Consider the following 26,045-nt stretch of genomic DNA (forward strand, 5'->3'; position numbering starts at 1 on the left):
GTCCCCTAGAAGCCCGACGCGCCGCGCGAGGCGGCGACGAGGCTGGCGATCCGCAGCACGGCTTCGCTGGCGGGACGATCGGTGCGGTGGAGCGTCAAGGTCCAGCCGGCCTTGCGGCAGGCCTCCGCGATCGCTTCGCGATGGGCAGCGAGGCGCTGGCGATACTCTTCGCCCCAGGAGCCGGCGTCGCCGACGCGCAGCGTCAAGCCGTCCTCGAGGTCGAAGAGCTCGGCCTGGCCGGTGAAGGGGAAGGTTTCCTCGATCGGATCGGCGATCAGCAGGACATGCCCGCGCGCGCCTGATGACGCCATGGTCGCGATGCGCTGCGCCAGCGAGGAGGAGGGTGAAAGCCCGTCGGTGATGATGATGGCGTCGGCCAGCCGCGGCAGCGGCCCGCCCGGCGGCAGATCGGCGTCGCCGCCGCGGCTGTCGGCGACGATGGCCTGGGCCAGCAACTCGACGATGCGGCGCGAGGCAAGCGCCCGCGTCAGGCCGAGATGGCCGACGCGCTCGCCACCCTCGACCATCGCTTCGGCCAGGGCGAAGCCGGTGACCAGCGCACGGTCGATCTTCGAGGCCATCGCCAATGAGGAGGCGAAACCCATCGATGGCGAGCGGTCGATCCAGAGCCAGATCGAGTGGGAAGCCTCCCATTCGCGCTCGCGGACGAAGAGATGGCCGTCCCGCGCCGAACGGCGCCAGTCGATGCGCGAAGCCGATTCGCCGGCGACGAGCGGTCGGTACTGCCAGAAGGTTTCGCCCGGCCCGGAGCGGCGCCGGCCGTGGATGCCGTGGATGCTGGCGGAGACGCGGCGGGCCTCGAGGATCAGGCGCGGCAAGCGCGCGGCGAGGTCGAGCGACTCCGTCAGGATCGGCTTGGCCGGCTTCCGTTCGCTCGAACCCAGGACGCGCGTGCGCAGCATCGACCTATCCCAGCCGTTCCACGAGCCTGCCGATGACGCGCTCGACCGTCTCGCCATCGGCGCGAGCGGCGAAGGTCAGGGCGATACGGTGCTTCAGCACGGGCAAAGCGAGGGCGGCGACATCGTCCACCGAGGGCGCGAGCCGGCCCTCGACCAATGCGCGGGCCCGCACCGCGAGCGTCAGCGACTGGCTGGCGCGCGGGCCGGGACCCCAGGCGAGCTTCTCGGTGACGGCGGCGTCGCCTTCGCCGGGGCGGGCGGAGCGGACGAGGTCGAGGATCGCATCGACGACGGCCTCGCCGACCGGCAGGCGGCGAACCAGGCGCTGGATCGACATCAGCGTCTCCGCCGTCATCGCCTGGGACGGCTTGTATTCGGTGGCGCCGGTGGTTTCGAGCAGGATGCGGCGCTCGGCCTCGCGGTCGGGATAGCCGACATCGATCTCCAGCAGGAAGCGGTCGAGCTGGGCTTCGGGCAGGGGATAGGTGCCCTCCTGCTCGATCGGGTTCTGCGTCGCCAGCACATGGAAGGGCGCGGGCAGGTCGTAGCGCTCGCCGGCCACGGTGACGTGGTGCTCCTGCATCGCCTGCAGCAGGGCGGACTGGGTGCGGGGCGAGGCGCGGTTGATCTCGTCCGCCATCAGGAGCTGGGCGAAGACCGGGCCCTTGATGAAGCGGAAATGGCGCTTGCCATCGGCGCTCTCGTCGAGAACCTCGGAGCCGAGGATGTCGGAGGGCATCAGGTCGGGCGTGAACTGAACGCGCCGCGCCGCGAGCCCCAGCACCGTGCCCATCGCCTCGACGAGCTTGGTCTTGGCGAGGCCGGGCACGCCGACGAGCAGGCCGTGGCCGCCCGCGAGCAGCGTGACGAGAGAGAGATCGACGACCTTCTGCTGGCCGAAGATGACCTGGCCGATTTCCTTGCGCGCCGCGCCGATGGCACCGAGCGCGGCTTCGGCCGCCTCGACGATGCCGCTGTCGAGATCGATCGGGGAATTGCTCTCGCTCGCGCGGGCCTGTACCGCCATGTCGGTCTCCTTCACTGTCGCGGGCCGTTGCGCCCCTATGCGAACCGATCGATGTGTTCCGCCGTTGACTGTGGACGGGCCACCCCGGCGGCTCAAGCGCCGAATGGGACGGTACACATCATCTCGGCTTCACGATTATGTGGAGTTCAAGGCAGAAACACGATGCAACCAATGTGCCGCAGCAGGCGGGGACGGGCCTTTCGATGACGGCTCCGGGCAATGCGATGGATCGGCTGATGGCCGCGATAGGCGGCGGCAAGATGCGCGGATTGCCGCCTGTCGAGCGCTGGAACCCGCCTTTTTGCGGCGATCTCGACATGCGTATCGCCGCCGACGGCACCTGGTTCTATCTGGGCACGCCGATCGGCCGGCCGGCTCTGGTGAAGCTGTTTTCCTCGGTGCTGAAGCGCGAGGGCGACGATTACTTTCTCGTGACCCCGGTCGAGAAAGTCGGGATCACGGTCGAGGACGCGCCGTTCCAGGCTGTCGAGATGCAGCTGGACGGCGAGGGCGACGGCAGGGGAATCGCCTTCCGGACGCAGGTCGACGACCTGCTCTGCGTCGGGCCCGAGCATCCCTTGCGTTTCGAGCGGGCTGCAAAGGACGGGCTGAAACCCTATGTCCATGTTCGGCACGGCCTCTGGGCCCGGCTGACGCGGGCGGTCACCTATGACCTGCTGGCGCTCGGCGAGGTGCGGGAGGCCGAAGGGGAGGCGATGTTCGGCATCGCCGCCGCCGGGCATTTTTACCCGGCGCTGCCGGCGAGCGAGATCGAAGGCATCGAGATTTGACGACCAACGGCCACGCCTTGAACCTCAGCACGGAGGCCTTCGCAAAGCTGGCGCGCGAGCGCCTGCGCGCCGAGCCGCCCTTGCTCGGCGAGGTGATCGCGCGTCCACGCGGCGACCATGAGAACCAGCCCCAGCCCGTGCCGATTCCCGACGAGAAGCGCGCGGTGGCGGCCGCCGTGTTGATCGGGATCGTGCCGCGCGAGACGGGGCCGACGGTGCTGCTGACCCAGCGCGCCGCAGCGCTGCGCAACCATTCTGCGCAGGTCGCCTTCCCCGGGGGACGCGTCGATGCCATCGATGGCTCACCGGTCGTCACCGCCTTGCGCGAAACGGAAGAAGAGATCGGCCTGCCGCGGGAGCGCATCCGCACGCTCGGCTTTCTCGATGCATATCTGACCGGGACCGGATATCGCATCGTGCCCGTCGTCGCGCTGGTCGAGCCGCCCTTCTCGCTGACGATCAACCGTCACGAGGTCGACGAGGCCTTCGAGACGCCGCTCTCCTTCCTGCTCGACCCCGCCAATCACAAGCGGGAAGGGCGGGAGTGGAAGGGACATTTCCGCACCTACTATGCGATGCCGTTCGAGGGTCGCTATATCTGGGGTGCGACCGCCGGCATGATCCGCAATCTCTACGAGCGGCTGGCCGGTTAGAATTCATGTCTCTGCGCCGAAAGCGCACCGGGGAACGACGAAGCCGATGCTGCGCGCGATCATCGAAGAGGTACTGCTCTTCGTCCTGCCCTTCTGCATTTTCGCGGGCTATCTCGTCATCAAGAGGCGCAACCCCTTCGATGTCGAGCACTGGAGCCGGCATGCCTTCTGGCTCGCCGTCGTCGGCCTGCTGCTCTCGATCGCGGTCTTCGCGTATGGCGGATTCTTCGCGCCGCGCAGCCAGGGCGCCTATGAGCCGCCGCATATGGAGAATGGCGTGCTCGTGCCGGGCCGCTTTAAATGAAACCCGAGCGTGAAAGCGCCATCGCGCGCTTTCTGGCCGAGCCGGTTCTGGTCCGGCTGCTGAGCGCGCTGAACGGCGAGGGCGAGGAAACCCGCATCGTCGGCGGCGCGGTGCGCAATCTCCTGCTGGGAGAGGCTGCCAGCGATATCGACCTCGCCACCACCGCCCTGCCCGAGGAAACGATCAGGCGCGGCCGGAAGGCCGGTTTCAAGGCTGTGCCGACCGGCATCGAGCACGGCACGGTCACGCTGATATCGGGCGGTGCGACCTTCGAGGTGACGACGCTGCGGCGCGACGTCGAAACCGATGGGCGGCGCGCCAAGGTCGTCTTCGGGCGCGATTTCGCTGAGGATGCGCTGCGGCGCGACTTCACGATCAATGCGCTGGGGCTCGACCGGGATGGCGGGCTCCACGATTACAGCACCGGGCTCGCCGATCTCGTCGCCCGGCGCGTGCGCTTCATCGGCGAGGCGCAAACGCGCATTCGCGAGGACTATCTGCGGATCCTCCGCTTCTTCCGGTTTCATGCGCGCTATGGCGTGGGTGCGCCCGATGCCGAGGGCTTGCGCGCCTGCATCGCGGGCCGCGGGGGGCTCGAGGGGCTGTCGCGGGAACGGGTCCGCGCCGAATTGATGAAGCTGCTGGTCGCGCCTGGGGCTGCGGCCACGTTCGATGCGATGGCAGGCGCCGGGCTGTTGATGCCGGTGATCGGCGCGGTGCCGCACCTTGCCCGTTTCGCAGCCGTGGCGCGAGAGGACGGCGAAGGTGTCCACCCGGCGTTCCGGCTGGCGGCCTTGGCCGTTTCGGTCGCCGAGGATGCGCCGCGATTGCGCGACCGGCTGCGGCTGTCGAACGACGAGTTCGACCGGATCGAGCGGATCGCGCTTGCTTTGGAAGCGCTCGGCGGCCGGGGCGAACTACCCTCGCTCGCATGCTTTCGCTTGGTTGCCGATCGTGCCGGAGACGACGCGGCTGCCGCGGCCCTCGTGCTGCTCAATGCCATGGCGGGCGATGAAGCCGGCCGTCATGTCCGGAGCCTCATCGGCCAGCTGGGAGCTACGCCGCCATTCCTGCCGCGAGGGCAGGACGTGCTGGCCCGCGATGTACCGAAAGGCGAGGAGATCGGGCGGGTCCTGACGGAGACGCGCCGGCTGTGGATCAAGGCGGGGTGTCCGGCCGAGCGGCAGGCGCAGTTCGAGTTGCTCGACGCCGTGAGCCGGCAGGCGTTGGCTTAGGGCCAGCGCACCGTCGGTGGCATCGAGGACAGGATCGAATCGACATTGCCGCCGGTCTTCAGCCCGAAGATCGTGCCGCGGTCGTAGAGCAGGTTGAACTCGACATAGCGGCCGCGGCGAACCTGCTGCTCGTGACGCTCGGCCTCGCTCCAGGGCTTGCCGATATTGCGGCAGAGGAGGTTGGGATAGATGTCGAGAAATGCCTCGCCTACAGCCCTGGTGAAGGCGAAATCGGCTTCCGGGTCGCCTGTCCAGACATAGTCGTAGAAGATGCCGCCGATGCCGCGCGGCTCGTTGCGGTGCTTCAGGAAGAAATAGTCGTCGCACCACTGCTTGAAGCGCGGATAGTCCGCCACGGCGGGGAAGCTCTCGCAGGGGCGGCGCATCGCCGCGTGGAACTCGCTCGAATCCGGGTCTTCCTGATTGCGCCTCGCAACGAGGACCGGCGTCAGGTCGGCGCCGCCGCCGAACCACGGCTTCGTGGTGACGACGAAGCGCGTGTTCATGTGCACGGTCGGCGCATGCGGATTCCAGGGATGGGCGATCAGCGAGATGCCGGTGGCGTGGAACCGCGGATCCTCGGAGGCGCCGGGGATCTGCCCGGCGAAGTCGGGGTGGAAGCTGCCATGCACGGTCGAGACGTGGACGCCGACCTTCTCGAAGATCCGGCCCTTCATGATCGACATCACGCCGCCGCCGCCGGGTGCGCCGTCATGATTGGTGCGCTGCCAGGGCGTGCGGACGAAGCGGCCGGGCTGGTCGGCCTCGGCGGGGAAGGGGCCGCCCGCCTCGTCCTCGACCGCCTCGAAGGCGGCGCAGATACGGTCGCGCAGGCTTTCGAACCACGCCGCGGCGCGGGGCTTCATCGCCTCGACGACGGCCGGGTCGGCGGGCGGATTCTCAACGGGCTTGGGTGTGCTCATGGTCCGGTCCATCGCGGCGCGGGAAGCCGCCTGTCTGTCGCAACGCCTCGCCCATTACCATCGCAGCGGCCAGCGCGACATTGAGCGAGCGCAAACCCGTCCGCATCGGAATGTGCAGGCTCGTCTCGGCCGCCGCTTGCACCTCGGCCGTCACGCCGGCCGATTCGCGGCCGACCAGCACGACGTCGCCGGGCTGGAAGACGAAATCCGGCAAGGGGATCGCTCCGTCCGTTTCGGCGAGGACGAGGCGGTGGCCGTTCTCGCGACGCCAGCTGTCGAAAGCCGCGAAGGAATCATGCCGGGCGATGGCGGCGCGTTCGAGATAATCCATGCCCGAGCGGCGGAAATGCCGGTCCGAGACATCGAAGGCGGCGGGCTCGACGATGTCGACGGCAATGCCGAGGCAGGCCGCCATGCGGATCATCGTGCCCGCGTTCTGCGGGATGTCCGGCTGGAAGAGAGCGAGACGCAACATGTCTGCTGTCATGCGGTGGCGAGCCGACATGCGTCAAGAACACTGGCGATCGCCCCGAAACGCGCCCATATCGCGGTCTCAATTCCGTCGTCATGCCGACCCAGAGGAGGGCGGACATGTTTGCCCCGCTCTTCCGCTGGCTCGAAAGCCGAATCGACGTCTTCGCTCCCTTCGACGAGCGGGAGACGCCGCCGCGTGGCGTCTGGCCCTTCATGTGGCACCACATCAAGGGTGTGAAGGGCTGGATGGCGGCGATCATGATCACCGGCCTCGGCTTCAGCGGCATCGAGGCGGCGATGTATCTGATGGTCGGCTGGTTCGTCGATCTGCTCTCGACCCAGTCGCCGGAGACGATCTTCCGCGACCATGGCTGGGTGCTCGCCAGCGCGGCCTTCCTGCTCGTAGTCGTCCGGCCGCTGATCTATTTCGCCAACCACGCCATCGTCGACCAAGTCGTGGTGCCGCAGATCACCAACCAAATCCGCTGGCGCAACCACGTCTACACGCTCGGCCACGCGCTGGGTTATTTCCAGAACGATTTCGCCGGGCGGCTGTCGGCCCGCGTCATCCAGGCGGGACAGTCGATCCGCGGCGCGACGATCGAGGTCATCGACGACCTCTGGTACGCGCTCGTGTTCGCGACCGTGGCAATCGGCTTCTTCGGCAGGACCAGCATCTGGCTGGCAATGCCGGTCATCGCCTGGCTCGCGGCCTATATCGCGCTGCTGATCTATTTCGTGCCGCGCGCCAAGGCGCGCTCGGAGGCGAATTCGTTCGGACGGTCGAGCACGACCGGACGCATCGTCGATTCCTACACCAACATCCTGACGGTGAAGCTCTTCGCCCGCAGCGACGCGGAACGCTCGGCCGTGCGCGACTCGTTGACGCGGTGGAACGCCTCCTTCCTCAACCTGTCGCGGCTGATCACCGGCGTCAGCGTCATCCTGCAGACGATGAACAGCCTGCTCGTCGTCGCGACCGCCTGGCTCGCGCTGCTGCTGTGGAGCCAGGGCGAGATGACGCCGGGCGCGGTCGCTGCCGCGATCGGCCTCGTGCTCAGGCTGGTGCAGATGTCGGGCTGGCTGATCCACCTCGTGCGCGGCATCTTCGAGAATATCGGCTCGGTGCAGGAGAGCATGGAGACGATCGCGAAGCCGCACGACCTGCCCGATGCGCCGGAAGCCGTGCCGCTGGTCGTCGACAAGGGGGCGATCAGCTTCGAGAAGATCCGCTTCAACTACGGCAGGGGTGGCGGGCTGTTCGAAGGGCTCGACCTTGCGATCAAGCCCGGCGAGCGGATCGGGCTCGTCGGCCCTTCGGGCGCCGGCAAGTCGACGCTGGTGAACCTGCTGCTGAGGCTCTACCCGCTCGAGGGCGGGCGCATCCTGATTGACGGCCAGGACATCGCCCATGTCACGCAGGACTCCTTACGCGCCCAGATCGGCATGGTGACGCAGGATAATTCGCTGCTGCACCGCTCGATCGGCGACAACATCGCCTATGGCCGCATCGGCGCCAGCGAGGCCGAGATCGTCGCCGCGGCGCGGCAGGCGGCGGCGCACGAGTTCATCCTCGGGCTCGGCGACCAGGATGGACGGCAGGGTTTCGATTCGCGCGTCGGCGAACGCGGCGTGAAGCTTTCGGGCGGCCAGCGCCAGCGCATCGCCATTGCCCGCGTGCTGCTCAAGGACGCGCCGATCCTGATTCTCGACGAGGCGACCTCAGCCCTGGATTCGGAGGTCGAGGCGGCGATCCAGCAGCAGCTCACCGCGCTGATGCAGGGCAAGACCGTGATCGCGATCGCGCACCGCCTCTCGACCATCGCGGCGCTGGACCGCCTGATCGTGCTCGACAAGGGCCGTATCGTCGACACCGGCAGCCATGAGGAGCTGATCGGGAGCGGCGGGCTCTATGCCCGGCTATGGGCACGGCAATCGGGCGGCTTCCTTGCCGCCGCCGATCCGGAAAAGCTCGCGGTCTGAAGTCCCCGCCAGAGGTCTGTGCGCCATGCATGGGCGGGACGTTCGCGACAGTAGACTTCGTCCAATCTGCATGTCAAAGAGCCGATGGTGACGCACCGCCGCATTGCGGCGGCAGCGGCGCGCCCCTATGAGGGCGACAGGCGACAATTTCGAGCTGTTACAGCTCGCAAGACGTGTAAGAGGATTGGATCGTGGCGAACGCGACCGATACATCGACCGGAACAACCCGCCGCGATTTCCTGATGCTTGCGACCGGCGCCTTTGGCGCCGTCGGCCTCGGTGCCGTTGTCGTGCCGCTGATCAGCCAGCTCGCCCCCGATGCGCAGACCGTCGCCGCCGGCGCGCCTGTCGACGTCGATCTGGCGCCGATCGCGGAAGGCCAGGCGATCAAGCTGTTCTGGCGCGGCAAGCCGATCTTCGTGCGCCACCGCACCAAGAAGGAGATCGACGAGGCCCTGGCCGTCGACGTCGCGACGCTGCGCGACCCGCAGACCGACCAGCAGCGCACCAAGGCCGGCCACGAACAGTTCCTCGTCGTCTTCGGCAACTGCACCCATCTCGGCTGCATTCCGTTGGGCACCGCGCCCGGCGAGTCCAAGGGCGACTATGACGGCTGGTTCTGCCCGTGCCACGGCTCGCACTACGATTCCTCCGGCCGCATCCGCAGGGGCCCGGCACCGCTCAACCTGCCGGTTCCGCCTTACGCCTTCACCGCGGACACCAAGATCAAGATCGGCTGAGCAATGCGCTCGACGCTTTCCCGCCAAGATGAGACAGCCTTGAGGCATTCTTCATGAGTGGTCACAGTTCCTACGTCCCGAAGACCGGCATCGAGCGCTGGCTCGATGCGCGTCTGCCGATCATCCGCCTCGCGCATGACTCGGCGGTGTCCTACCCGGTCCCGCGCAACCTCAACTATCTCTGGACCTTCGGCGGCATCCTCGTGTTCATGCTCGTGGCGCAGATCGTCACCGGCATCATCCTGGCGATGCATTACACCGCCAATTCGCTGCTGGCCTTCAATTCGGTCGAGCACATCATGCGCGACGTGAACTATGGCTGGCTGCTGCGCTATCTGCACTCCAACGGCGCCTCGATGTTCTTCGTCGCCGTCTACGTGCACATCTTCCGCGGGCTTTATTACGGCTCTTACAAGGCGCCGCGCGAGGTGCTCTGGATCCTCGGCGTGGTGATCTTCGTGCTGATGATGGCGACGGCCTTCATGGGCTACGTGCTGCCCTGGGGGCAGATGTCCTTCTGGGGCGCGACCGTCATCACCAACCTGTTCTCGGCGCTGCCGGTGATCGGCGAGACGATCGTGACCTTCCTGTGGGGCGGCTACTCGGTCGACAACCCGACGCTGAACCGCTTCTTCTCGCTGCACTACCTGCTGCCCTTCATGATCTTCGGCGTGGTGATCCTGCACATCTGGGCGCTGCACGTCGTCGGCCAGAACAATCCGTCGGGCGTCGAGGTGAAGAACGTCGCGAAGGACACCGTGCCGTTCACGCCCTATGCGACCGTCAAGGACATCCTCGGCATGGTCGTGTTCATGATCGTGTTCTCGTGGTTCGTGTTCTACCAGCCGAACTTCATGGGCCATGCCGACAACTACATCCCGGCGAACCCGGCCTCGACGCCGGCGCACATCGTGCCGGAATGGTACTTCCTGCCGTTCTACGCGATCCTGCGCGCCATTCCCGACAAGCTCGGCGGCGTGATGGCGATGGGCGCGGCGATCGTCGTGCTCGCCTTCCTGCCCTGGATCGACACCTCCAAGGTGAAGTCGATGAGCTACCGGCCGATCGCGCGCCAGCTCTTCTGGGCCTTCCTCGTGGTGTGCATCGGCCTGGGCTATCTCGGCGCCATGCCGGCGGAAGGCGGCTACGTCATCGCCTCCCAGATCTTCACCGTGCTGTATTTCGGCTTCTTCGTCGCGCTGTTCGTCGTCGGCCTGTTCGAGCGGCCGAAGGCGCTGCCGACCTCGATCGCCGATTCCGTGCTGGCCTCCGCCAAGGGTGGTTCGGCGGTGCGCATCGCGACCGCCACCGCTGCCGAACCGAACGTCAAGGGCTGACGGAACCATGAGCAGAACATCGTTTCGTCTCGCCCTCACCGGGCTTGCCGCCGGCCTGTCGCTGGCGCTGTTCCAGCCGGCGGCGCAGGCAGCCGAGGGCGGACCCAGGCCGCCGGCGCTGAACTGGTCCTTCGCCGGACCTTTCGGCAAGTTCGATCGCGCGCAGCTTCAGCGCGGCTTCAAGGTCTACAAGGAAGTCTGCGCGAGCTGCCATGGCGCCAGCCTGGCGGCCTTCCGCAACCTGTCGCAGCCGGGCGGCCCCGAATTCACGCCCGGCCAGGTCGCAGCGCTGGCCGCGACCTATCAGATCAAGGACGGCCCCAACGAAACCGGCGAGATGTTCGACCGGCCGGGCCGGGCGGCCGACCGCTTCCCGTCGCCGTTCCCGAACGAGCAGGCGGCGCGCGCGGCCAATGGCGGCGCCTATCCCCCGGATTTCTCGGTCCTGGCCAAGGCCCGCACCTATACGCGCGGTTTCCCGACCTTCGTGTTCGACATCTTCACCCAGTATCAGGAGCAGGGGCCGGACTACATCCACGCCCTGCTCGTCGGCTACAAGGAGCCGCCGGCCGGCTTCCCGGCGCTCCTGCCGGGGCAGAACTACAACGAGTACATGCCCGGCCATCTGATCGCGATGCCGAAGCCGCTCTCGGACGGGCAGGTCGAGTATCCGAAGGGGCCGGACGGCAAGTCGCCGGTGCCGGAGACGGTCGATCAGTATGCCCGCGACGTCTCGGCCTTCATGGTCTGGATGGCGGAGCCGCATCTCGAGGCGCGCAAGCGCCTGGGCATGCAGGTGATGATCTTCCTCGTGATCTTCGCGGGGCTGCTCTACTACACCAAGAAGAAGGTGTGGTCGCGCATGCCGGACGGCTCGCCGGCTCACTGAGCAGCGTCGCTCCTATGCGTAAAGCCCCTCATGCTTGTGATCAGGTGACCCTGTTGGCTTAAGTCATTTTCGCGAGCACAGACACTCACAGTAGGTGGCGGCGCAGCCGCGCCGCCACCGGTCCGCCGCGTTCACGTCAGTTGGCGGGCGATTGTTTAGGCTGTCAGGCACGCCAGCACGCTCAAAATGCTGCAAGCATAGCTCCGATTGTGATCGACGATCGGGGCAACGGGGTACCGGGACCGAACTCAAAATAGCTTGTTTCACAACGATCCAAGGAACGCACCGTCGCTAGATCGCGGCAGATGGGCTTAGGGCCTGATGATCTAGCCGGAGCGCCTCACAAGGTCGGCAGCCTTCACTCCCAACTCTTTGGCTAGCCGACCGATGACGTCGATGCTTGCTGCATATTGGCAGCGCTCGAGGGAGCTTATGTACGTCCTATCGATATCCGCCCGATGTTCGAGTTCCTCCTGCGACAACCCGGCTAGCCGGCGGCATCGCCTTAGATTAGCCGCCAGGACCTCTCGGATTTCCATCCGATAGACAGATCGAGATAGGCGGCCGGGCAGCCATCGGAGCAGGGAAAGTCTGGTGCTTGGTTGAGAAAGCGCCAAAGTTCCTGGAGCTTCGGATTGAAATGTCGCGCCAGCGGCTCCAAAGTAAATAACTTTACATCGCAAAGAATTCTGCGATACATGGCCGACATGCGCGATCTAGACTCCGCTCTTGACGACATCGTCCGCCTTCGCGGGCAATTGGCCGCTAGCTCCCGGTTCCGAGGGCTTGCCCCACATATCGTGGCGGCGACTGGGTTGATGGCTTTGGCCCTGGTCGTCTGGCAGACGTCTCTAGGTGATGACCGGCTGGTTGCCTGGGTTCTCCTGGCCGGACTCTGTGTCTGCATGATCGGCGCGGAAGCGATCCTCAGATCGCGCAAGCTCCACCCGACGATGGCGGACCGGCTCCTCACCTTGACGTTCCACCGGTTTCTGCCCGCCGCGGCCGCCGGAGCCATTGCCGGCGTGGTCGTGCTGTTACGGATGCCGGAGCATGCACGCCTGCTGCCCGGTCTGTGGCAGATCCTGATCGGCGTCGGGATTTTCGCCGTTCTTGGCAATCTGCCACGACAGATGGTCTGGGCCGCCCTATTCTATTTCGCCGCGGGCGCTGCGACCCTCTTGCTCAGCGCTGACGCAGATATCGCCAACCGATGGCTGATGGGCCTTCCTTTCGGCTTAGGCCAGTTGCTGGTGGCCGGCATCCTTCACGCCGCATCCAAAGAGGACGACCTTGATCAAGAGCACTGAAGCGCCCTTCGCCTTCGAGGGGCTGGATCGCGTGCTTCACGAAAAGGCGCGATTGAGCATCCTCACATCGCTGGCGGATCATCCGAAGGGCCTGAGTTTCATCGAACTTCGGGATCTGTGCGGCCTGACGGACGGCAACCTCAGCCGGCACGTCCAGATCCTGGAAGAGGCTGGCATGCTGACCATCACCAAGGGCTTCGAAGGTCGACGGCCGCTGACGACCTGTCGGCTTACCGACGAAGGTCGCAGGCGTTTTTCCGACTATCTGGGCGTTCTCGAACACGTGCTCCGCAGCGCCAGGCGCGCCGAGCAACACCGCAAGGGAATGAAGCCGCAGGAGAAGCTCGCATGAGCTCCAAGCCAGACAAGCCGAAGGGATTTCTTGTCCGACAAGCAGCCATCTCCATTTTTGCCTTATCGCTTTGCATTGTAAAGTTATTTGCATTTAGGGATGAATCGTTGCCGCAATATGTTCGGCAGCAAAGGCAGCTTGCGATCGCCTATGCCACAGTCGTCGCAACGCTCTCCCTTGCTTATCTTGTCGTCCCGCTTAGTTCGAAGCCGGCAGCCATAGCGCTCGGAGTCATGGCGCCAGGAGTGGGCTTTCTCCAATGGGCGGCGGGTGACCAGTTTCTCTTTGCTGTGGGCTGGACTTCTGCGGGTCTCGTACTGTTCTTTGCCGCCCTGATTGTGTGGTTTGCAACCGGCAATCTGGTCGCGCCGATTGCGACCTGGGCTCTTTTGGCAGTGGCTTCGGCACGGCCCGAGTTATTCGCACTCGATAGCGGCCAGGTGTCAGGGGGCTGGCAATTCGTGCTGGTGCCGGCTCTTGCGGCCACCGCGAGCATAATCGGATGGCGTCGGCCGCGGAAAACGCAGACGAGCACAAGCATACCGAAAGCCATCCGAGTTCCTGCATCCGCACCGGGCTGTGACGAGCTATCGCTGGAGACACTGCAGCGGCTGCGCGTCCTCCTCGATCGGGCATTGCAGCCGGTCGAACGCTTCGACGGCTTCGAATGGCGCGATCAGTTTCAGACCGCGGCGGTCCGCTATCAGGTCAACTTTATAGCGTACGCCCTCGCGATGGCACGGGCCAACTACGCTCCTGCCGCTGACGCCTATTTCTTGCAGGCGCAAAAGTCCCTTCTAACCAAAATCGGTGATCGCCGTTTGTGGCGTTACTGGCGGCTCGAGAATGCGTGGGGCAATTTTCGCCTCGGTGCGGATCCCGTACCCCGGCAGAACATCATGTATTCGGGTTTCACGGCGCTGCAGATCGGGATTGGCGGTTCCTTCGACGATCTTACCCTCCATGATCGGGGCGCCACTTGGCGGCGCTACGCACCGGGCGACATCGCGACTGCATTGGCCAGGCAATATGCAGGGGCCCCCTACGGTCTGCTCGCTTGCGAGCCCAATTGGATTTACCCCCTGTGCAACATCATCACGATGGCAGGGCTGCGCGCGATGGATGCGCGCGCGGGCACAGATCACTGGCCCGGTCTCGCCGACCGGTTCCTTCGTAGCCTGGACCGGGAAGCAACAGCCCCGGACGGCAGTTTCATCGCGTTTCGCTCCGCGTTGACAGGTATCGCGCCGCCGGCCCCTGGCGGGATCGTCATGCAGGCCTTCCCCTGTCTATTTCTGAATGCCTTGTCGCCGAAACGAGCGGAAGAGCATTGGGCGCGGGTGCGTGAGCGGCTCGATGTAGGAGACTGGAGGCATCTGTTCTGGCCGGTCGACGTCGGAAACTACGGCTTCAGCCGAGCAGCCGGCTACGCCGCGACGTCAGCCGCCGCGGTCGAGCTCGGTGATCAGCACATCGCAGCCGAGTGCTTGGCGCGATTGGAGGACGAATGCCGCTCGCGATCGGATCGTGGTGCCATTCATCGGGAGAAATCTTCGCTTTGGGCCCACTCATGCGAGCTTCTCGCTAGGTGCGGACGGACGAACGGGCTTCGTGATCTCGTCGAAGCCAGCACGGCGTGCGCTGGCCCTCGGCTTGTCGCAGCTCCCTACCCAGCCGTGCTGATTGCCAAGGCCAGATCGAATGGCCAAAGCATGGAGCTTGTCCTGCACCCGGGCGACGGAGCGTGCTCGGTGACCCTTGCGTTTGGCGGTCTTCTTCCCGATCGTGCGTACTCGACGGGGCAACCAAGCTTACCAACGCTGAAGAGCGACGCCGAGGGGCGCGCGGTCCTGCAGATTGCCCTCGCCGAACGCACCGTCCTTAGCCTCGAACCAAAAATCTGAGGGGCTTCCATGGTCTGTTGCACCGTCATCGCCATTTTGCTCGCCCTGGTATCACGTCCGATACTGGTCCTGAGATCAAGCCCGCTCGCGTGGCGTCCGGCTCCGACGACATCACCAGGCGGACCGATCCGCGCCCGCAATCGAGCTGACAGCTTTCGCCACGCAGCCGAAGGAGTGTCTTTCGTTGTCCGCAGCGAGCCGAACATGTGGATTCATCTTGCTTTCGCGGGCATCGTCGTCGCGATGGGGCTATGGGTCGGACTCGATCTCGCGGAATGGCGTTGGCTCGGACTGGCGATCGCGCTCGTCCTGGTGGTCGAGGTGATCAACACCGCGATCGAGCAAGCCTGCAACGCCGTGACTCTTGAGCATCACGCTGCCATCAAGGCCGCGAAAGATGCCGCAGCCGCGGCTGTCCTTATCTCAGCGTGCTTTGCTGGATTGGTCGGAACGACGATCTTTGCCCCTCATTTTTTGCCAAAGCTCATGTTCGTTCCCGATGTGATCTGCCGCGTTGCGATGCGCTGAAGGAATCGACAATTAGTTGCCGTCCGTGCCGCGCAGAGGTCAAGCAGTGGTCCTGATCACGCTGTCGCTGATTCCTCTCGTGCAGAGGTTCTATACCGGGCAAACAGCGCTAGAAGCGGACTGTGGAACTTTGCCCGAAAGCGGACCCCGAAAACTCGCGGTAGCCGGATGCTCGCCAGCAGCTCCAGATCCGATCACCACAGCGGCGTAGTCCGCAATCCGATCATAGGCAGGCTGCATCTCTGAATGCCCACGAATTTATGATTGTGACGTTGTAACGTCATAAATCATATGCAAGCGCCAGTTCTGCCAGCCCTTCGCTGATCGTCCCGGGACACGCGGGGCCGCCCGGATGCTGCCGGAGCATCCGCCGGTGTCGATTGATCGGCCCCCGCTGCGAGATCCAGCGCCTCGGCGAGGAGCGCGCGGGCAGGTCGACATGCGCATCATCGCTGTGACCAATTGCGATCTGTGCCGTGAGGTCAGTGAATGGTGCTTCCGCGAGGACCTGTTCTTCCGGCTGGCCAATCTTCCCCGTCGTCTCGGTGCCGCCTATCGATCGCCTCGCGATGTTCCGGCGCTCTCTGCATTTTCAGGAAACCGAGTCGCGATCGTATCAGCGCCGCATGGGTTCCTGAATTCGAGCGTTCCGCCAAGGCGATATCATCATTCTATCGGTGATGTCGCTTTGATCTATTCTGCTCTCTTAAGTTGTATCGCATTATTTGAAGCCGTGGAACAGAATTTCGTTCTGTATAAATCTGCGCATGTGATGGACCAATGCAGGCAGCGAACCTGGAATTTAAATCTTACCTTACGAAGCCCGATTGACAGGGTGACGGATTCGCAGTTGCGCATGCGATGCAGCTTCGTCTCGAAGCTGCATCATTTCCGATTTTTCGATGGAGCAGGCAGGATGGATCGCCGGACATTCATGCATTTTGCAGCGCTCGGCACAGCGTCACTCGTCGGGCAGCCGGCTTTTTCCCAAGGCCGGTCCGGCTCGATCCTGATCGCGTCCGAACTGAATTCGAACAGCCTCGATACCCATACCGCCGGCGCGAACCGCGGATCCTACGGGCTCTGCATGATGATCTATGACCGGTTGATCCAGTTCGGCGTGAAGACGCTGCCGAACGGTGTCCAGAGCTACGATTATTCCAAGCTGGAGCCACAGATCGCAGAAAGCTGGGAAATCGCGCCCGACAATTCCGCCGTTCTCTTCAAGCTGCGCCGCAATGCGACCTTCCACGACGGTGCGCCCGTCACCGCGCGCGACGTGAAGTGGTCGTTCGACCGCTTCGTTTCCGTGGGCGGTTTCCCCCAGCGGCAGATGGAGCAGGCGTCGCTCACCGATGTGAGCCAGTTCGAGGTGGTGGACGACCACAGCTTCCGGGTGAAGTTCCTGCGCCCGGACAAGCTGACGCTGCCGAGCCTCGCGATCGTCGTGCCCAGCATCTACAACAGCGAACTCTGCAAGAAGAACGCGACGGCCGCCGATCCCTGGGCGCTGGAATGGACGAAGATCAATTCGGCCGGTTCTGGCGCCTACAAGGTCGAGTCGTTCAAGCCGGGCGAGCAGGTCGTGCTGACGCGTTTCGATGGCTGGAAGGGCGGCACGGTGCCGAAGGCCGAGCGTGTCCTGTACCGGACGGTGGCGGCGGCAGGCACGCGGCGCGCCCTCATCGATCGCGGCGATGCCGATGTGGTGACCGATCTGCCGCCGCGCGACGTCGCCGACATCATCGCGGCGAAGAAGCTCGGCGTGGAGTCGGCACCTCAGGCCAACACATTGAAATATCTCGCCCTGTCGACGGTCATCAAGCCGTTCGACGATGTCAGGGTCCGCCAGGCCATCGCCTACGCCATTCCCTATGAAAAGGTGCTGGAGAGCGCGGTTTTCGGCCGCGGCAAGCCGATGTACGGCGCCCCCGGCGCGCCGGCCGATGCCTCCTGGCCGCAGGCCTTCCCCTACAGCCACGATCCCGACAAGGCGAAGGCGCTTCTGGCCGAGGCTGGCCTGTCCGGCGGTTTCGAGACGAAGCTCTTCTTCGACGCGGGCGCGGCTACAGTCGACGAGCCGGCGGCGCTCGTGATCCAGGACGCTCTGGGGAAGCTCGGCGTCAAGCTCACGCTCGAGAAGATTCCGGACTTCTTCGCACGGCGCAGCCAGAAGAACTGGCCTTTGGCGCTCGACACCTTCGGAGCCTGGTTCGACGGGCCGGACTTCTTCTTTCGCTGGATCTGGCACGGCCAGAACACGGTCTGGAACATCGCGAGCTACAAGAACCCGGAGATGGACAGGCTGCTCGATGCCGCCCGGCAGGAACGCGACGGCGCCTCCTACGAGGCGCTGGTCAAGCAGTTCGTCAAGCTGGCCATGAACGAGGTTCCCTACATCCCTCTCTACCAACCGAACCTGGATGTCGTCGTGCAGCCGGCCGTCAAGGGATATGTTTACATGTTCCATCGGCAGGTCGATGCGCGAAGCCTCGCGAAAGCCTGACCCTTGGCCCGCATCGTCTGGCTCCTGCTGCGGCGTTCGGCTCTCGCCGTCCCGACTCTCTTCGGCGTCGTGGTCGTGTCATTCGTCCTGACGCGGCTGCTGCCGGGCGATCCCGCGGTCTATTTCGCGGGCGCGGCGCCTACGCCGGAAGCCATCGCCGACATCCGCAAGGCATTGCTGCTGGACCGGCCGCTGTGGGAGCAGTTCGTCGCCTATCTGGCCGATCTCTCCCGCGGCGACCTCGGGCGCTCGCTGGTGACGGGCCGGCCGGTCCTCAGCGACCTCGCAGCGCGGATGCCGGCGACGCTCGAACTGACCTGCATCTCGCTGGCACTGGCGCTGCTCGTCGCGATTCCGCTCGGCGTAGCCGGCGCGCTGCACAGGGGTAGCATCCTCGACCATCTCGCAAGGCTGCTCTCCACGGTAACGCTGTCGATGCCGGCCTTCTTCTCCGGCCTGCTGCTCGTCTTCGTCTTCTACTACCTGCTCGGCATCGCTCCGGCGCCGCTCGGGCGGCTCGATCCCATGGGCTTCCCGCCGGTAGAGCGGACGGGCTTCGTGCTGATCGATGCATTGCTCAGCCGCGACTGGGACGGCTTCCGCGACGGCGCGGCCCATCTCGTCCTGCCGGCGATCGCCCTCGCCATGGCCGGCATCGGACCGCTCACGCGCATCACGCGCGGCGCGATGCTGGCGGTGCTCACGGATGATTTCATCAGGGCCGCCCGTTCCTACGACATGAAGCGTTGGCGGCTGGTCTACGTCTATGCGCTGGGCAACGCGCTGCTGCCGGTTCTGACGACGGCCGGCCTCGTGTTCTCGTTCCTGATCAGCGCGAACGTGGTGGTCGAGAAGGTCTTCTCTTGGCCCGGCGTCGGATCCTATGCCATCGAGGCGCTGGTGGCTTCGGATTACGCGGCAGTGCAGGGCTTCGTCCTCTCGGTCGCGATCCTCTACATTCTCGTCAACACGCTCATCGACGTTCTCTACGGAGTCGTCGACGTCCGCGTCAGGGTCGCAGGGTAGCCCATGCAGTTCGTCGCCACCCTTCAGGACGGATTGCGCCGCGACCCGCTGACCGCCGTCACGCTGGGCTTCCTCCTGTTCGTCTGCCTCGTGGCCCTGCTTGGCCCCGCGCTGCTCCCCGGCGATCCGCTCGCCACCGACCCAGCCCTCGCGCTGCGCCCGCCGAGCTGGCGGTTTCCGTGCGGCACGGACCATGTCGGCCGCGATATCTGCATCCGCATCGTCTATGCGAGCCGGCTGGACCTGCTCGTCGCCATCTCGGCGGTTGCGCTCGCTCTCGTCGTCGGCAGCGCGATCGGCGCGGTGGCCGGCTTCTTCGGCGGCTGGACGGACCGCCTCGCCATGTGGCTGATCGACACCATCATGGCGTTTCCGCTGTTCCTGCTGGCGATGGGCATCGTCGCCGCGCTCGGCAACAGCGTCGGCAACATCGTCTATGCGACGGCGATCGTGAACGTGCCCTTCTATGCGCGCTCGGTGCGAGCGGAGATGAGGCAGCGTCGCGAGATGGGTTTCGTCGAGGCCGCGCGCGTCAGCGGCAACGGCCCCTTCCGCATCCTCGCCGTCCATCTCTTTCCCACCGCGATACCCCAACTCGCCATCCAGATGACCTTGACGATGGGATGGGCGATGCTCAACGCGGCGGCGCTGTCGTTCATCGGCCTGGGCATCCGCCCGCCGACACCGGAGTGGGGCATCATGATGGCCGAGGGCGCGAGCTTCATCATCACCGGCGAATGGTGGGTGGCGCTGTTTCCGGGTCTCGCGCTGGTCCTTGTGGTGCTGTCGCTCAACCTGGTCGGCGACGGCATGCGCAACATCGTCGATGCGCGGGAGCGGCGCTGATGCTCGAGGTCGACAAGCTCTCGATCCATTTCCCGACGCAGCGCGGCATCGTCAGGGCGCTCGACCGGGTCGGGCTGACCATCGCGCCTGGCGAGATCGTCGGCCTGGTCGGCGAGAGCGGCTCCGGCAAGTCCGTGCTGTCATATGCCGTCAGCGGGCTCCTCGATTCCGCCGCGCGTGTCGTCGAGGGCGAGATCCGCTGGCATGGCAGGCCGATCGAGACCATCCGCGAACGGCGTTCCTCGCGCGCCGCCATCGCCCAGATTTTCCAGAATCCGCGCGCCAGCCTCAACCCAATCATGACCGTGGGGCGGCAGATCGCGAATGTCGCGGGTGCCGACAGGGTCCGTCCGCTGCTGGAAAGCGTCCGCATCGATCCCGCCCGCGCGGGCCACTACCCGTTCGAATTGTCCGGCGGTCAGTGCCAGCGTATCGGGATCGCGCTGGCGCTGGGCTGCGAGCCGGAACTGCTGATCGCGGACGAGGCCACCACGGGCCTGGACGTCACGACCGAGGCCGCCGTCATGGCCCTCATCGACGACCTGTCCGCGCGGCGCGGCATGGCGACCCTGCTCGTCACCCACAACCTCGCGCTCGCCGCCGCGCACTGCGACCGCATCCTCGTGATGCACGCCGGCCAGATCGTGGAGAGCGCCCCCGCGGAGGCGCTGACGCGCAGCCCGCTTCATCCTTACGCCGCGCAGCTTCTCGCATCGATTCCGCAGAATTGCGCGACCGCGCAGGACCTGCGGACGGTGCCCGGTTTGCTGCCTGATCTCGCCGGCTCCCTCCCGCCCTGCCGTTTTGCCTCCCGCTGCACCCGGCATGAGGCCGATTGCGACGAGGCGCCGCCGCCCGTCATCACGCCCGCTCCGGACCATCTCGTCGCATGCAGGCATCCGCTATGCTGACCGTCTCGGGGCTGACGAAATCCTTCCCCGGGCGCGGCTGGCGCGCGCCGCCGGTCGTCGCGGTCGAGGGCATCGATTTCTCCCTCAGCGCTGGGGCCAGCCTCGGCATCGTCGGCGAGAGCGGCTCCGGCAAGAGCACGCTCGCCAGGATGATCTCGCGGCTCGTCGAAGCGACCAGCGGGAGCATCGTCTTCGAAGGCACGGACATCGCGGCGGTGTCGCCCTCCGCCTTCGTGCGCAGGCCGGTGCGCCGGGCGCTGCAGCACGTCTTTCAGGATACCGCGGAGAACCTGACGCCGCATCTGACCGCCGCCGCAGCGATCGCCGATCCGCTGCGCCGGCTCGTCGGCCTGTCGGGCTCAGCGGCGATCCGCCGGAGGGTCGAGGCGCTGGCAGAGAGTGTCGCGCTCAATCCCGACCTGCTCGATCGCTATCCGCACCAGCTCTCGGGTGGGCAGAAGGCCCGCGTCGGCATCGCGCGGGCGCTCGCCTCCCAGCCGCGCCTGCTGATCCTCGACGAACCCACCGCCGCGCTCGACGTCTCTGTCCAGGCTGCCATCCTGAAGCTGCTTCATCAGCTTCGCACCGAGCTGGGGCTGGCCTATCTGTTCATCAGCCATGACATCGAAGTCGTCCGGCTGATGTGCGAGGACGTCATCATCATGCGGCGGGGGCGCGTGGTCGAACAAGGTCCGACGCTGTCCGTCTTCGAAAATCCCGGCACCGAATACGGGCGCGCGCTGCTGTCGGCGGTGCCGCGCATCGGCCAGACGGGATCCTCACATGGCCGAAACGAGGCACGAACCGCTGCCACGGCCGGCGTTCGCGGAGACTGAGATGACGATGCCGACCGCCAGCCTGCCGATGTACAACCTGCCGGAAATGGCAGGCCGCAACGCGGCGTTCTGGGATGCGCTCGCGCAGGAGCTGCGGCAGGCCGGTCTTTCCGACCCGCCGAAGGAGCTGCTGTTCTCCCGGCCGGCGGTGCCCGACGCGATCGGTTCCGAGGTCCTGTTCTCGCAGACTTGCGGCTATCCGCTCCAGACGATCTATGGCGGCCAGTTCCAGCTGCTGGGCGTGCCGACCTACGATGCTCCCGGCTGCGGCTTCGCGACCCACCGGGCCTTCATCCTGGTGCGGGAGGATTCGCGCTTCCGGGAGCTCGCCGATCTGCGGGGCGCCACTTTCGCCCTCAACAGTCTGCATTCGAACTCGGGCATGAACCTGCCGCGTCTTCTGCTCGCCAGGATCGCCGGCGGCCGGCCCTTCTTCGGGGCCGTCGTCGAGACGGGGACCCACCCCGCGAGCATCGAGCGTGTCGTGTCGGGCGAGCTGGACGCCGCCTCGATCGATTGCCTGACCTATGTCTTCCTACAGGATCATCGCCCGGAGGCCGTCGCATCGCTGCGCGTGCTCACTGAGACGCCCGAAAGCCCGGCGATCCCCTTCGTGACCGCCGCCGCGACACCTCCCGAGACGGTCGCGATCCTGCGCGAGGCCCTGCTGCGCCTCGCGCAGGATCCGGCACGGCGTCCGGCGCTCGACGCCCTGCGCATCCGCACGATCACGCCGGCCGACCCGGCCGCCTATGCCCGGCTCCTCGTCTATGAGCGCGAGGCCGCCGAGCTGGGCTACCCGACATTGGCATGAGGCCGAACCCGACATCGGCATCGCCCATGCATGGCCACCTTCCGCGACAGGAGCCCCTGACCATGGACCGCTTCGACCTTGGCGCGCATACGCGCAAGATCGTGACGGCTTCGCCCGAAGCACAGCGCTGGTTTAACCTCGGTCTCAACTGGTGCTTCGGCTTCAACCAGGAAGAGGGCGTGAAGTGCTTCCGCAGGGCGCTGGAACTCGACCCCGATTGCGTGATGGCCCATTGGGGCGTCGCCTACGGTTGCGGCCCCTTCTACAATCTGGTCTGGCGCGACCTCGGAGAGTCCGAGGCGAACGCCGTCTCGAAGATCGCGTTCGAGCATATCCAGCGCGCCCTGGCCCTCAGCCAGGGGCGAGAGGATGCGGAGCGCCATCTGGCGGAAGCGCTGGCGAAGCGTTTCCAGAAACCTCACGCCGTCGCGCCCGAGGAATATGACCGGTGGGACGACGACTACGCCTGCGCCATGCGCCGCGTGCACCATGCCTTTCCGGACGACCACGACGTCATGGCGCTGCTGGCCGAGGCGCTCATCACCCGCACGCCGCGCCGGCTGTGGGACGTGAAGACCGGTCTGCCCTCCCGCAACGCCGACACGCTGGAAGCGCTGGCGGTGATCGAGCGCTCGATCCGGCTGAACGAGGAAGCCGGGCGGCCGCAGCATCCGGCGGCCGTCCACCTCCACATCCACACGCTCGAGATGTCCAACGAGCCGGAACGGGCGATGCGCTCGGCCGATGCGCTCGCGACCCTCTGCCCCGATGCCGGCCATCTGAATCACATGCCCGGACACATCTATGTGCTGTGCGGCGACTACGAGCGCGCCAGGATCGCCAGCGAGAAGGCGATCGCCGCCGACGACATCTATGCCGGCTATGCCGGCTCGTTCAATTTCTACGTCACGGCGCGCTGCCATGACCTTCATCTGATGATGTTCACCTGCATGTTCATGGGGCAGTACGCGCCGGCGCTGGCCGCCGCCGACAGGATCCGCGAGATCCTGACGCCGGACATCCTCGGTGTGCAGGGCCGGCCGAAGCTCGCCATGACGACGGAAGGCTACTACTCGATGAAGATGCATGTGCTCGTCCGGTTCGGGCGCTGGCACGACATCATCGCGGAGCCTTTCCCCGGCGATCCCGCGATCTTCCGGGCCTCGATCCCGATGCATCACTATGCGCGCGGCATCGCCTTCGCCACGCTCAAGGACTTCGCTCGCGCCGAGGAAGAGCGCCGGCTATTCCGGGAGAGCTACGAGCGCATCTCGGAAACGCACCGGTATCTCAGCAACTATGCGCGGAACACGCTGTCGGTCGGGCAGGCCATGCTCGATGGCGAACTCGCCTATCACAAGGGCGATCACGAAGAGGCCTATGTCCATCTGCGCGAAGCGGTGCGCCGCGACGACAATCTCGGCTACACCGAGCCCTGGGCCTGGATGCACCCGCCGCGCCACGCGCTGGCCGCGCTGCTGATGGAGCAGGGCCATGTCGTCGAGGCCGAGGCGGTCTATCGCGACGATCTCGGCCTGAGCGGCAGGGTGCAGCGCTGCACGCAGCATCCGGACAATGTCTGGGCTCTCCATGGCCTCGTGGAATGCCTCCGGCGGCGCGGCGAGGAGGCCGAGCTTCCGGCTCTGGAGGCGAAGCTTGCGCTTGCGCTGTCCAAGGCCGACGTGCCGATCACCTCGTCATGCCTGTGCCGCCTGACGACGGTACAACCCTTCTGCTGCTGTTCCGCATAAGGCCTGGACATCTTGCCCCGGTGCCCGACGCGGCGTGGGGTCGGCGCCGGCTGCTCGAACCGGTCCGTTTAGGAAAATCCTAATCACCACAGCAAGATTTCGTATTTTTACAGTGCTGATGCCGCCGGTAGACCAATGCCGGGATTGGGATTTCTCCCAAAGAAATTCTCCAGATTCGGCGGGAGGCGGATAATGTCAGTTGAGCAGATCGACACGCTCGTCATCGGCGCCGGTCAGGCTGGAATCGCGATGAGCGAGCATCTGGACCGGGCCGGCGTCCCTCATGTCGTTCTCGAGAGGAGCCGCATCGCCGAACGCTGGCGTTCCGAACGATGGGACACACTGGCCGCGAACGGGCCAGCCTGGCACGATCGGTTTCCGGGCCTCGCGTTTTCCGATGTGGATGACCAGGTCGGCCCCAATGACTTCCCGTCGAAGGAAACGGTTGCAGACTATTTCGTCGCCTACGCCAGGAAGATTGCGGCACCCATCCGCTGCGGCGTCGAAGTCCGGCATGTCGAGCGGATTGCCGGCCGGCCCGGATTCCGCGTCGAGACGTCGGCAGGAATGATGGAGGCCAACCGGATCGTGGTCGCGACCGGCCCCTTCCAGCGCCCGATTATTCCAGCCGTGGTTCCGCCGGAAACGGGGATGTTGCAGATGCACTCCACCGCTTACCGCAATCCCGGCCAGCTTCCCGAGGGCGCCGTGCTGGTGGTCGGGTCGGGCTCTTCGGGGACGCAGATCGCCGAGGAATTGCTGGAGTCGGGGCGGCGCGTCTACCTGTCCGTCGGCCCGCATGATCGCCCGCCGCGCGCCTATCGCGGCCGCGACTTCTGCTGGTGGCTGGGCGTTCTCGGTAAATGGGACGCTTCTGCGCGGGAGCCCGGAACGGAGCACGTCACGATCGCGGTCAGCGGGGCGAATGGCGGTCACACGATCGATTTCCGGCGCCTGGCGGCACGGGGAATGCTCCTCGTCGGGCGGACGCAAGCCTGCGAGAATGGCGTGGTCGGCTTTGCCCCCGATCTCGTCGAGAATCTCGGGCGCGGCGACGCGAATCTTCATGCCTTGCTGGACGAGGCCGATGCCTACGTCGCCCGCAACGGCCTCGACCTGCCGGAAGAACCGGAGGCGCGCGCCGTGGTCGCGGATTCCGATTGCGTGACAAATCCCATCGCCTCGCTCGATCTGACGCAGGCCGGGATCAGCACGATCATCTGGGCGACGGGCTTCTCCTCCGACTACAGCTGGATGGAGGTCGACGCTTTCGACGAAAACGGCCGTCCGCGGCATCAGCGCGGCGTCTCGTCAGAGCCCGGCGTGTACTTCCTGGGGCTGCCCTGGCAGTCGCGCCGAGGGTCGAGCTTCATCTGGGGCGTGTGGCACGACGCCAAGTATCTGGCGGACCAGATCACGATCCAGCGCAACTACGCAGCCTATCACGCTGCCATGCAGCGCGAACTCGAGAGCGCGTGAGCGTCGAACAGGAACTTGAGTTCGTCGCGCGGCCCCTGGCCGTTCGCGTCGAGCATGGTCCGACCAAGGAGGCCACATGGCACATACCCGCATCCGCAAGTTCAACACCAAGGAAACCTACCCGGAGCAGAAGCTCGACAACGACCTGGCGCAAGCCGTCGTGACCCGGGGCGGCCGCATCGTCTGGCTGCGCGGCCAGTGTCCGCAGAACCTCGACGACGCCGTCAACATCGACAGCCATGACCCGGTCGAGCAGACCCACAAGGTCATGCAGAACATCAGGCAGCTCATCGAGGAAGCCGGCGGCAGGATGGAGCACCTGGTCAAGGTGGTCGTCTACCTGACGGATGTGCGCCACCGCGAGGCGGTCTACCGCACCATGGGCGAATACATCAAAGGCGTGCACCCGGTTTCGACCGGCCTCGTCGTGCAGGCGCTGGCCCGGCCGGAATGGCTGGTCGAGATCGACGGCACGGCCGTCATTCCGGATTAGGAGCTCACAG

General features: G+C 65.8%; 26 protein-coding genes. 21 read left to right on the forward strand and 5 right to left on the reverse strand.

Annotation, left to right across the window (positions count from 1 at the left end; all coding sequences use genetic code 11):
* Positions 1 to 5 precede the first annotated feature (5 nt).
* Both AC2FAN_RS22445 and AC2FAN_RS22450 read right to left on the reverse strand, forming a co-directional pair.
* Positions 6 to 923 carry a DUF58 domain-containing protein gene (locus tag AC2FAN_RS22445; RefSeq protein WP_265054428.1) on the reverse strand — a complete coding sequence of 306 codons (918 nt, stop codon included), beginning with the start codon at positions 921 to 923 and terminating at the stop codon, positions 6 to 8.
* A gap of 4 nt (positions 924 to 927) precedes the next feature.
* Complete coding sequence (locus AC2FAN_RS22450) at positions 928 to 1,950, reverse strand: AAA family ATPase (protein ID WP_265054427.1); 1,023 nt, start codon at positions 1,948 to 1,950, stop codon at positions 928 to 930.
* A gap of 203 nt (positions 1,951 to 2,153) precedes the next feature.
* Between AC2FAN_RS22450 and AC2FAN_RS22455 the strand changes: the two genes are divergently transcribed.
* The 4 genes from AC2FAN_RS22455 to AC2FAN_RS22470 are packed head-to-tail and all read left to right on the forward strand — an operon-like array spanning position 2,154 to position 4,933.
* On the forward strand, positions 2,154 to 2,741 hold the full coding sequence (locus tag AC2FAN_RS22455; protein WP_485176392.1) for a DUF1285 domain-containing protein: 588 nt from the start codon (positions 2,154 to 2,156) through the stop codon (positions 2,739 to 2,741).
* A 17-nt stretch (positions 2,742 to 2,758) separates the two neighbouring features.
* Positions 2,759 to 3,394 (forward strand): CoA pyrophosphatase, encoded by a 636-nt coding sequence (locus tag AC2FAN_RS22460; RefSeq protein WP_485176394.1) that lies wholly within the window; start codon positions 2,759 to 2,761, stop codon positions 3,392 to 3,394.
* A 46-nt stretch (positions 3,395 to 3,440) separates the two neighbouring features.
* Positions 3,441 to 3,698: a DUF6111 family protein gene (locus AC2FAN_RS22465; protein ID WP_265054424.1), complete on the forward strand. Its 258-nt coding sequence runs from the start codon at positions 3,441 to 3,443 to the stop codon at positions 3,696 to 3,698.
* On the forward strand, positions 3,695 to 4,933 hold the full coding sequence (locus AC2FAN_RS22470) for a CCA tRNA nucleotidyltransferase (protein ID WP_485176395.1): 1,239 nt from the start codon (positions 3,695 to 3,697) through the stop codon (positions 4,931 to 4,933). Before AC2FAN_RS22465 ends, AC2FAN_RS22470 begins: the two co-directional genes overlap by 4 nt.
* Here AC2FAN_RS22470 and hemF read toward each other — a convergent pair.
* The gene (hemF, locus tag AC2FAN_RS22475) at positions 4,930 to 5,856 is read right to left on the reverse strand and encodes an oxygen-dependent coproporphyrinogen oxidase (RefSeq protein WP_485176396.1); all 927 of its coding nucleotides are present in this window, start codon (positions 5,854 to 5,856) and stop codon (positions 4,930 to 4,932) included. The genes AC2FAN_RS22470 and hemF overlap by 4 nt on opposite strands.
* Positions 5,834 to 6,331 carry a tRNA (cytidine(34)-2'-O)-methyltransferase gene (locus tag AC2FAN_RS22480; RefSeq protein ID WP_485176397.1) on the reverse strand — a complete coding sequence of 166 codons (498 nt, stop codon included), beginning with the start codon at positions 6,329 to 6,331 and terminating at the stop codon, positions 5,834 to 5,836. The genes hemF and AC2FAN_RS22480 overlap by 23 nt, the downstream gene beginning before the upstream one ends.
* Positions 6,332 to 6,447: 116 nt before the next feature.
* Between AC2FAN_RS22480 and AC2FAN_RS22485 the strand changes: the two genes are divergently transcribed.
* The 4 genes from AC2FAN_RS22485 to AC2FAN_RS22500 all read left to right on the forward strand — a co-directional run bounded on the left by AC2FAN_RS22485 (position 6,448) and on the right by AC2FAN_RS22500 (position 11,279).
* Positions 6,448 to 8,313 (forward strand): ABC transporter ATP-binding protein, encoded by a 1,866-nt coding sequence (locus AC2FAN_RS22485; protein WP_265054420.1) that lies wholly within the window; start codon positions 6,448 to 6,450, stop codon positions 8,311 to 8,313.
* A 191-nt stretch (positions 8,314 to 8,504) separates the two neighbouring features.
* Positions 8,505 to 9,053, forward strand: a complete 549-nt coding sequence (gene petA / locus AC2FAN_RS22490) for a ubiquinol-cytochrome c reductase iron-sulfur subunit (protein WP_265054419.1) — start codon at positions 8,505 to 8,507, stop codon at positions 9,051 to 9,053.
* A 53-nt stretch (positions 9,054 to 9,106) separates the two neighbouring features.
* Positions 9,107 to 10,390: a cytochrome b gene (locus AC2FAN_RS22495; protein WP_265054418.1), complete on the forward strand. Its 1,284-nt coding sequence runs from the start codon at positions 9,107 to 9,109 to the stop codon at positions 10,388 to 10,390.
* 7 nt (positions 10,391 to 10,397) lie between these two features.
* Positions 10,398 to 11,279: a cytochrome c1 gene (locus tag AC2FAN_RS22500; protein ID WP_265054417.1), complete on the forward strand. Its 882-nt coding sequence runs from the start codon at positions 10,398 to 10,400 to the stop codon at positions 11,277 to 11,279.
* Positions 11,280 to 11,605: 326 nt separating this feature from the next.
* Here AC2FAN_RS22500 and AC2FAN_RS22505 read toward each other — a convergent pair whose 3' ends face one another.
* Positions 11,606 to 11,818 carry a helix-turn-helix domain-containing protein gene (locus AC2FAN_RS22505; protein ID WP_485176398.1) on the reverse strand — a complete coding sequence of 71 codons (213 nt, stop codon included), beginning with the start codon at positions 11,816 to 11,818 and terminating at the stop codon, positions 11,606 to 11,608.
* Between the two features lie 279 nt (positions 11,819 to 12,097).
* On the opposite strand from AC2FAN_RS22505, the gene AC2FAN_RS22510 reads away from it, so the two are divergent.
* The 13 genes from AC2FAN_RS22510 to AC2FAN_RS22570 all read left to right on the forward strand — a co-directional run bounded on the left by AC2FAN_RS22510 (position 12,098) and on the right by AC2FAN_RS22570 (position 26,035).
* Entirely contained in the window at positions 12,098 to 12,589 is a 492-nt protein-coding gene (locus tag AC2FAN_RS22510) for a hypothetical protein (RefSeq protein ID WP_485176399.1), read from the forward strand.
* A complete protein-coding gene (locus tag AC2FAN_RS22515; protein WP_485176400.1) occupies positions 12,573 to 12,941 on the forward strand; it encodes a winged helix-turn-helix domain-containing protein in 369 nt (122 codons plus the stop codon). The genes AC2FAN_RS22510 and AC2FAN_RS22515 overlap by 17 nt, the downstream gene beginning before the upstream one ends.
* Positions 12,938 to 14,845, forward strand: a complete 1,908-nt coding sequence (locus AC2FAN_RS22520) for a linalool dehydratase/isomerase domain-containing protein (protein ID WP_485176401.1) — start codon at positions 12,938 to 12,940, stop codon at positions 14,843 to 14,845. Before AC2FAN_RS22515 ends, AC2FAN_RS22520 begins: the two co-directional genes overlap by 4 nt.
* 9 nt (positions 14,846 to 14,854) lie before the next feature.
* Positions 14,855 to 15,373, forward strand: a complete 519-nt coding sequence (locus AC2FAN_RS22525) for a diacylglycerol kinase family protein (protein ID WP_485176402.1) — start codon at positions 14,855 to 14,857, stop codon at positions 15,371 to 15,373.
* Positions 15,374 to 15,725: 352 nt separating this feature from the next.
* Positions 15,726 to 17,879: an ABC transporter substrate-binding protein gene (locus AC2FAN_RS22530; protein WP_485176403.1), complete on the forward strand. Its 2,154-nt coding sequence runs from the start codon at positions 15,726 to 15,728 to the stop codon at positions 17,877 to 17,879.
* A 12-nt stretch (positions 17,880 to 17,891) separates the two neighbouring features.
* Positions 17,892 to 18,905, forward strand: coding sequence for an ABC transporter permease (locus AC2FAN_RS22535; RefSeq protein ID WP_485176430.1), 1,014 nt, complete (start codon positions 17,892 to 17,894; stop codon positions 18,903 to 18,905).
* A 3-nt stretch (positions 18,906 to 18,908) separates the two neighbouring features.
* A complete protein-coding gene (locus AC2FAN_RS22540) occupies positions 18,909 to 19,751 on the forward strand; it encodes an ABC transporter permease (protein WP_485176405.1) in 843 nt (280 codons plus the stop codon).
* Positions 19,751 to 20,662 carry an ABC transporter ATP-binding protein gene (locus AC2FAN_RS22545; protein ID WP_485176406.1) on the forward strand — a complete coding sequence of 304 codons (912 nt, stop codon included), beginning with the start codon at positions 19,751 to 19,753 and terminating at the stop codon, positions 20,660 to 20,662. The genes AC2FAN_RS22540 and AC2FAN_RS22545 overlap by 1 nt, the downstream gene beginning before the upstream one ends.
* Positions 20,641 to 21,498, forward strand: coding sequence for an ABC transporter ATP-binding protein (locus AC2FAN_RS22550; protein WP_485176407.1), 858 nt, complete (start codon positions 20,641 to 20,643; stop codon positions 21,496 to 21,498). The genes AC2FAN_RS22545 and AC2FAN_RS22550 overlap by 22 nt, the downstream gene beginning before the upstream one ends.
* Before the next feature lies 1 nt (position 21,499).
* Positions 21,500 to 22,312, forward strand: coding sequence for a phosphate/phosphite/phosphonate ABC transporter substrate-binding protein (locus AC2FAN_RS22555; protein ID WP_485176408.1), 813 nt, complete (start codon positions 21,500 to 21,502; stop codon positions 22,310 to 22,312).
* A 62-nt stretch (positions 22,313 to 22,374) separates the two neighbouring features.
* A complete protein-coding gene (locus AC2FAN_RS22560) occupies positions 22,375 to 24,063 on the forward strand; it encodes a hypothetical protein (RefSeq protein ID WP_485176409.1) in 1,689 nt (562 codons plus the stop codon).
* Between the two features lie 192 nt (positions 24,064 to 24,255).
* Positions 24,256 to 25,542 carry a flavin-containing monooxygenase gene (locus tag AC2FAN_RS22565; protein WP_485176410.1) on the forward strand — a complete coding sequence of 429 codons (1,287 nt, stop codon included), beginning with the start codon at positions 24,256 to 24,258 and terminating at the stop codon, positions 25,540 to 25,542.
* A 76-nt stretch (positions 25,543 to 25,618) separates the two neighbouring features.
* Positions 25,619 to 26,035, forward strand: coding sequence for a RidA family protein (locus AC2FAN_RS22570; RefSeq protein ID WP_265054415.1), 417 nt, complete (start codon positions 25,619 to 25,621; stop codon positions 26,033 to 26,035).
* Positions 26,036 to 26,045: the final 10 nt, after the last annotated feature.

The sequence above is a fragment of the Allobosea sp. RIT-PG3_2 genome, assembly GCF_057321085.1.